The 6,385-nt window shown below is 39.0% G+C and carries 4 protein-coding genes; 2 read left to right on the top strand and 2 right to left on the bottom strand.

The genetic code is table 11. The annotated features are described in order from the left end of the window. Positions 1–174 precede the first annotated feature (174 nt). Positions 175–609, top strand: a complete 435-nt coding sequence (locus tag CP366_RS08395) for a hypothetical protein (protein WP_035443615.1) — start codon at positions 175–177, stop codon at positions 607–609. 221 nt (positions 610–830) lie between these two features. Then, positions 831–2,858 carry a KUP/HAK/KT family potassium transporter gene (locus CP366_RS08390; protein ID WP_098043580.1) on the top strand — a complete coding sequence of 676 codons (2,028 nt, stop codon included), beginning with the start codon at positions 831–833 and terminating at the stop codon, positions 2,856–2,858. A gap of 168 nt (positions 2,859–3,026) precedes the next feature. Here CP366_RS08390 and CP366_RS08385 read toward each other — a convergent pair whose 3' ends face one another. Continuing rightward, positions 3,027–4,973: a M13 family metallopeptidase gene (locus tag CP366_RS08385; RefSeq protein ID WP_054832988.1), complete on the bottom strand. Its 1,947-nt coding sequence runs from the start codon at positions 4,971–4,973 to the stop codon at positions 3,027–3,029. 81 nt (positions 4,974–5,054) lie between these two features. Further along, positions 5,055–6,272 carry an MFS transporter gene (locus tag CP366_RS08380; RefSeq protein ID WP_060461616.1) on the bottom strand — a complete coding sequence of 406 codons (1,218 nt, stop codon included), beginning with the start codon at positions 6,270–6,272 and terminating at the stop codon, positions 5,055–5,057. Positions 6,273–6,385: the final 113 nt, after the last annotated feature.

Below are 6,385 nucleotides of genomic sequence, written 5' to 3'. Positions count from 1 at the left end.
AGGAAAATAAATCAGATAAATATTTAAGAAATTAAGGTTAGACTAATGGTTCACAACCTACCGCAAAAATATTGACACTTACCTCAACCACTTCTATTTGCTTTTATTTGTAGAAGTCTGTAAAATTATTATTGACTTTGTATCTATTTATTTATAAATAAAGGGGTAACAACTTTGACTGAAGAAGAAAAGAACGCTCAAGCTCAAGCTAATAAAGAAAATGAAGAAAACGACGACCTTAAAGTCGTAATGCCAGAAGCTAACAAGACTACTATGCCACAGGAAGAATTCAAAGAACAACCTGATTACTTAAAGGTCTTCGCTAACTTCTACATCGCTGAATTCGATGAAGACGATCTTGAAGTTATCAACCTTTACGATGAAAATCACAACATGGTTGATATCAATCGCTATGTTTTAAACAACATCCACTTCCCACGCAAGAAGTTGGTTGATCATGTGTTACAATACCACGACTACAACTTTAAGGACTTGCTTAAGACCATGGAAGAAAAGACTGGTGTTAAGCCAGAAGAAATGCTTACTTATGAAGCATGGGAAAAATGGGACGAAGACCAACGTACTAAGATTCCTTCATCACTTTCATAATTTATATCAAAAAGGCTCCCTGTATGGGAGCTTTTTTACTGCATATTTTTTATTATAATGCACTAACTTTATCATCACCAAATTCTAGATTCAATTTCTGACAAATCTCACTTGCATTGTCCAGCGAAATAGACGAAAATAGGTACAACAAGGGAAAATGTCATCGTGGCATTTTCTTTTTTTATTAAAACTACAATTTTGTTGTGGGAGATAACGAGATGATGAATAATAAAGCTAAACGCATGAGCGCGGCTGGCTTACTGATCGCCATCGGTATTGTTTACGGCGATATCGGTACTAGTCCGCTTTATGTTATGAAATCAATTGTCGAAGGCAATGGCGGCATTGGTAATGTAAATCGTGACTTTATCATTGGATCAATTTCATTGGTTCTTTGGACTGTAACGCTACTAACTACCTTACAAACCGTAATTATTGCCCTCAAGGCAACTAACCACGGAGAAGGTGGGATTTTTGCCTTATACACATTGGTTAGAAAACGAGCTAAATGGCTGGTTCTACCAGCGCTAATTGGTGGTGCCGCTATTTTGGCCGATGGTACTTTAACTCCAGCAGTTACAGTTACAACTGCGATTGAAGGACTGAAAGGACTGAACTTTGGCGGCAATGTACCCGTTTCTACTCAAAACATGGTTATTGCCATCACTGTAGTCATTCTGCTAGTTCTGTTTTCTATCCAAAAAATGGGAACTAGTATCATTGGTAAAGCCTTCGGCCCAATCATGTTCCTTTGGTTCACTTTTTTGGGTGTAATGGGTGTAATGAACATGGCTGGTGACTGGTCAATCTTGCAAGCAATCAATCCCATCTACGCTATTAGGTTACTAGTTAGTCCATATAACAAGGCAGGTCTCTTTATTTTAGGATCAATCTTCCTGGCTACTACTGGTGCTGAGGCCCTATATTCAGACGTTGGTCACGTTGGTAAAAGCAATATTATTGGTTCTTGGCCATTTGTTTTTGTTTGCTTGTCACTCAACTACTTTGGTCAAGGCGTTTGGATTTTGAACAACCCAACTTACCGTCCTGCAGACGGCGGTGTGCTCAATCCATTCTTTGAAATGATGGCTAACATCAGATTGTTTGCCATCATTTTGGCTACTATTGCTGCTGTTATTGCTTCTCAGGCCCTAATTACTGGTTCATTCACTTTAGTTGCAGAAGCTTCAGGCTTGAAGTTCTTGCCAAGAATGAACATCAACTACCCATCTAACGAAAAAGGACAAATTTATATTCCTTCCATTAACAAGGGTATCTGTGTTGCTACTATCGCAATCGTCTTATACTTCCAAACTTCAGCTCACATGGAAGCAGCTTATGGTCTGTCCATTACAATTTCAATGTTAATGACTACCATCCTGCTTTATGAATGGTTAGTAATGAAGAAAGTCAACACTGTTTGGAACTGGATCTTCTTGATCTTCTTGATCTTCTTCGGTGTCCTTGACATCATGTTTATGATTTCAAGTTTGACTAAATTTACTCATGGTGGTTACGTTTCACTCTTCATCGCTGGTGCTATCGGCTTCGTAATGTATGTTTGGTATTACGGCAACAAGGTTCGTGACAAGCGTGAAGCTCGCAATGCTTACGTTCGCTTAGATGAATATACCGACATGTTAACGAACTTAAGTCACGATGAAAATTACCCAACTTATGCTACCAACTTGGTTTACATGGCCAACGTTAAGTACAACAAGTTTATCAAACGTGAAATCCTGTACTCAATTTTGGATAAAAGACCTAAACGAGCAAAGGCTTACTGGTTTGTCACTGTCAATGTTACTAACGAGCCATTTACCGCTGAATATGCTGTTAACACTTACGGTACTAAGAACGTGATTAACATTCAGCTTTATCTTGGATTCAAGAAGCAGACCAGTGTGAACGTCTACATTCGTCAGATTGTTCACGACTTGATTGCTGACGGAACGATCGAGGCACAACCACAGGAATACACCACTACCCCAGGACGGGACGTTGGTGACTTTGCCTTCGTAATTGTTCAAGACGTAATTAGTCCGCAAACGCAATTAGTAGGATATGAAAAATGGTTAGTCGAAGCTCGTGTTCGTTTGCAGAACCTTTCTTCCAATCCTGCTTCCTGGTTCGGATTGGAATACGCTGACACAATCATCGAGCGGATTCCATTAATCCTTGGTCGACCAAATCCATCCTATATTAAACGGATTAAACCAAAAGATTATTCCAACGCTAAAACAAAATAACCATCAAAAAAAGACTCCGAACAGGAGCCTTTTTTAGTGCAAAAAATTTATTAATGGGTAATAAGTTATAAAGGGCTGCAGTGTAGTAGCAGCACTGTAGTCATTCTTATTATAGGAGCTTATATGTAATTTAGCTAATTTTTCATACTCGATATTAAGAAAAGTTACTTACCAAATTACTACTCTCTTTTCAGGAGCAAGCCACATACCATCATTTTCAGTCACATCAAAAGCCTTATAGAATTCTTCTTGGCATTGTGATTGAACGTTGGCACGCTCTGGACCGGGTGCATGAACATCAATAGATACTTGTGTCTTGATTGACTCTGGCAATTGTTTAGTTGCCCAAACGCGAGCAAAGTTTTCAAACAACTCTTGCATTGCCTTCTTATCAGCACCTTCACCCTTATTAGCTTCAACAGCAGCAGTTAAACCACCTTGGTCGGCAATATTTTCAGACACGATTTGCTTACCGTTCAAGGTTACAGGGCCATATTCAATACCATCAAACAAGTCGATTTCAGCTTGCGTTCTCTTCTTGAATTCAGCAAAATCTTCATCAGTCCACCAATTCTTCATGTTACCAAACTCATCGAATTGAGCACCGTTATTGTCAAAGGCATGTGATACTTCGTGTGCAATAACAACGCCGATTCCACCATAATTAGTAGCACGACTTTGTTTCAAGTCATAGAATGGTTTTTGCAAAATTGCAGCTGGGAAAGTTAAATCATTTCTTTGTGGGTCGTAACATGCATTAACCATATCACCTGGCATCAACCATACCGTACGGTCAACATCTTGGTACAATTTCTCAAGATTGTACTTAATTTGTTCCCGACCAAATTGCACTTCATTTTCATAAAGGCTAGCAGTTGGATCAACTTGTAAACGGTCATAGATTTCTTCAATCTTGTCTGGATAACCGATCTTCAAGATCAAAGCGCGCAACTTAACGATTGCCTTATCCTTAGTTGCTTGAGAAAGCCATGAATTTTCACGAATTCTCTTTTCATAAACATCAAGCATCTTGTGAATCATATCAGTCACGTCTGCTTTAGCTTCTGCGCCAAAGTAAGTTTGACCATAGTAGACACCTACTACTTCGCCGAAGTCACCATTAGTAATATGATATGCCTGCTTAACGCCACTTGAAAGCTCAGGTTGGCCTGACAAAGCTTGACTAAATGGAAAGGCAGCTTCACGGAAATCTTGTGACAAGCTGTAAGCTACGCCATTAATAAACTTAACCAGCATCCAAGCCTTAATTTCAGCAAAGTTTTCTTCATTCAACAATTCTTCCGCGTGATCTAAGTAACGTGGTTCAGTTGAAATTACCCGTTCTGGCTTCTTGGTAAATAATCCGCCCAAGAAGTAATCCATCTTGAAGGAATCGAATTTTGCTTCAAAGTCAGTCAATGAAACTGGATTATAAGTTGCTGGATAATCAGCCCATTCTTCAGTTGACTTAACTACCTTAGCAATCTTAGCGTCATACTTAATTGCCAAGCCAGCGTAATCTTCTGCGTCCTTTTCATCAAGTCCGGCCATTGTTAACAACTTAATAGATTGCTTTTTCAAAACATCCAATAACTTCTCAGCAGCTGGAGTCTTGTAAGTAGTCGTATCTGGCAAGAAAGTACTTGGACCACCAAAATTCAATGAGTGAATCTTAGTATTCTTCATATCTGCTTCAACACTGAAAGCAAATGGAACGGCAAAACCATTCTTGTAAAAATCTGCTGCCTTCAAGTTAAAGTCAGCGAAGTTGCGCAAGTCTAAAATTTCGTGCAAATCTGCCTGAATAGGTGCGGCACCATCCGCATTTCGCTTGTCAAAGTTTTTAGCAACCTTGTAAAGCTCAACTGCCTTCTTGAAGTTAGGCACAGTAGGCAGTTCCTTCTTACCAGCAGCAAAATCTGCAAAATCTTGCATCAAGTTCTTTTCAATATTAAGATCGATCCCATCAAATGAACTGGTTCTTGAACGATCAGATGGAATTTTAGCCTTTTCCAACCATTCTGAGTTAACAGCCAAATATAAATTATCTTGTAGACGCGCTGAAGTATTAGCCTTAGTAATGTCACCAGCACCGCCGCGTACGTTAAAATACATTAAATTACCTCCCTAGTGGAAAAATTTTTTTATATAAAAACATGATAGCATTATAAAAAAATTAACGCTATCATATTGCTTTTATTTTACAAATAATTTTAGTTTTTTCTGTAGTTTCGCATGCATTGGAATAAGCATGACTAAAAGCAAAAAGATACCAATTGCAGCAACAGCAAAGAATTGAATATAGCCGAAATCTTCAATGATTAAACCACCAAATAACGGCCCTAGAGCTCGACCAATTGACGATGCAGACAAGGTTAAGCCTTGATACTTGCCCTTACTAGAATCGGGCGACAGATCATTGACATAAGTTGGAATCGACGGCATTGCGGTTGCTTCACCTAAAGTTAAGATAACCATGGATAAGGCGAAATGTGCAAAATCTTTGGCAAAAATCAAAGTAACAAAAGAAATTGCAAACATCAAAGTGCCAAATAAAATTTGTCTAAATAAGCTCTTAAAGATAGTAAAACGACTTAAGATAGCTTGCACGATGACAATAATTCCGGCATTGATGGTCCATAACAAACTATACAGATGAAAAGGAATGCCCAAAGAAACCATGTAGACAGACAAGTTTGATTCCCAGTTCATGTACATCAACCAAATTACAGCGATCGTAACAAAAAAGCCAATTGACATAATCAGATTGTATTTTGGCATCGGCTCAAAGGCCTTCTTCTTTGATTCGCCTTTGTTAGCCAAACGCTCCTTGTGGAACTGAATCATTGGCCGATAATTAATAATTGCGTTAACGCAAACGCCAACGAATAAAAGACCAGCAATGACAAATAATAAAGTCACTGAATAATCATAAAGATAACCTACTGCTAATGTCCCACAAACGACCCCAACATTTTGAGCAAAGTAGATCATATTGAAGACATAACGACCTGGCTTAGATTTAATACTAGTAGCAATCGAGTTAATCAATGCTCCATTCCAGCCGCCCAAAAAGCCAGTTAAAGTCATCCAGAGCCAATATAACGGCCAACTATGATTCAAAGCCATGCCAAACAAGACAGCCGCATCTAAAGCAGCCCCCACAATCAGCAAGACATATGGATCCATATGGTCATAGCACCAGCCTGAAATAAATGACCCAATCATATTTGCAACACAGTTGAACAGCAAAACGACACCCACTAAAGCTAGTGAAACGCCAAGATGGTCGTGCAGGTAAACTGAAGTCAATGGCCAAATGAAGCTGGAACCCAGCCACGTTAGTAATTGGCCTAGAAGAAGCCAATGCAATTTGATTTCATCAGCTGGTTGTTTTCCATGTGCTGTGCGCATTTTCTCTCTTCCCTTCTTTTTAATCATTCTCTCAATCTAGTCTAGCAAGAATTGTGATTTTTTGCACGAGGGCAAAAGAAAAAGCTGCATCCCTTACTAGAACACAGCCCAAC

Source organism: Lactobacillus sp. UMNPBX15 (assembly GCF_002553785.1).
Lineage (GTDB): Bacteria > Bacillota > Bacilli > Lactobacillales > Lactobacillaceae > Lactobacillus > Lactobacillus crispatus.
This window is presented reverse-complemented; position numbering and strand designations above follow the sequence as displayed.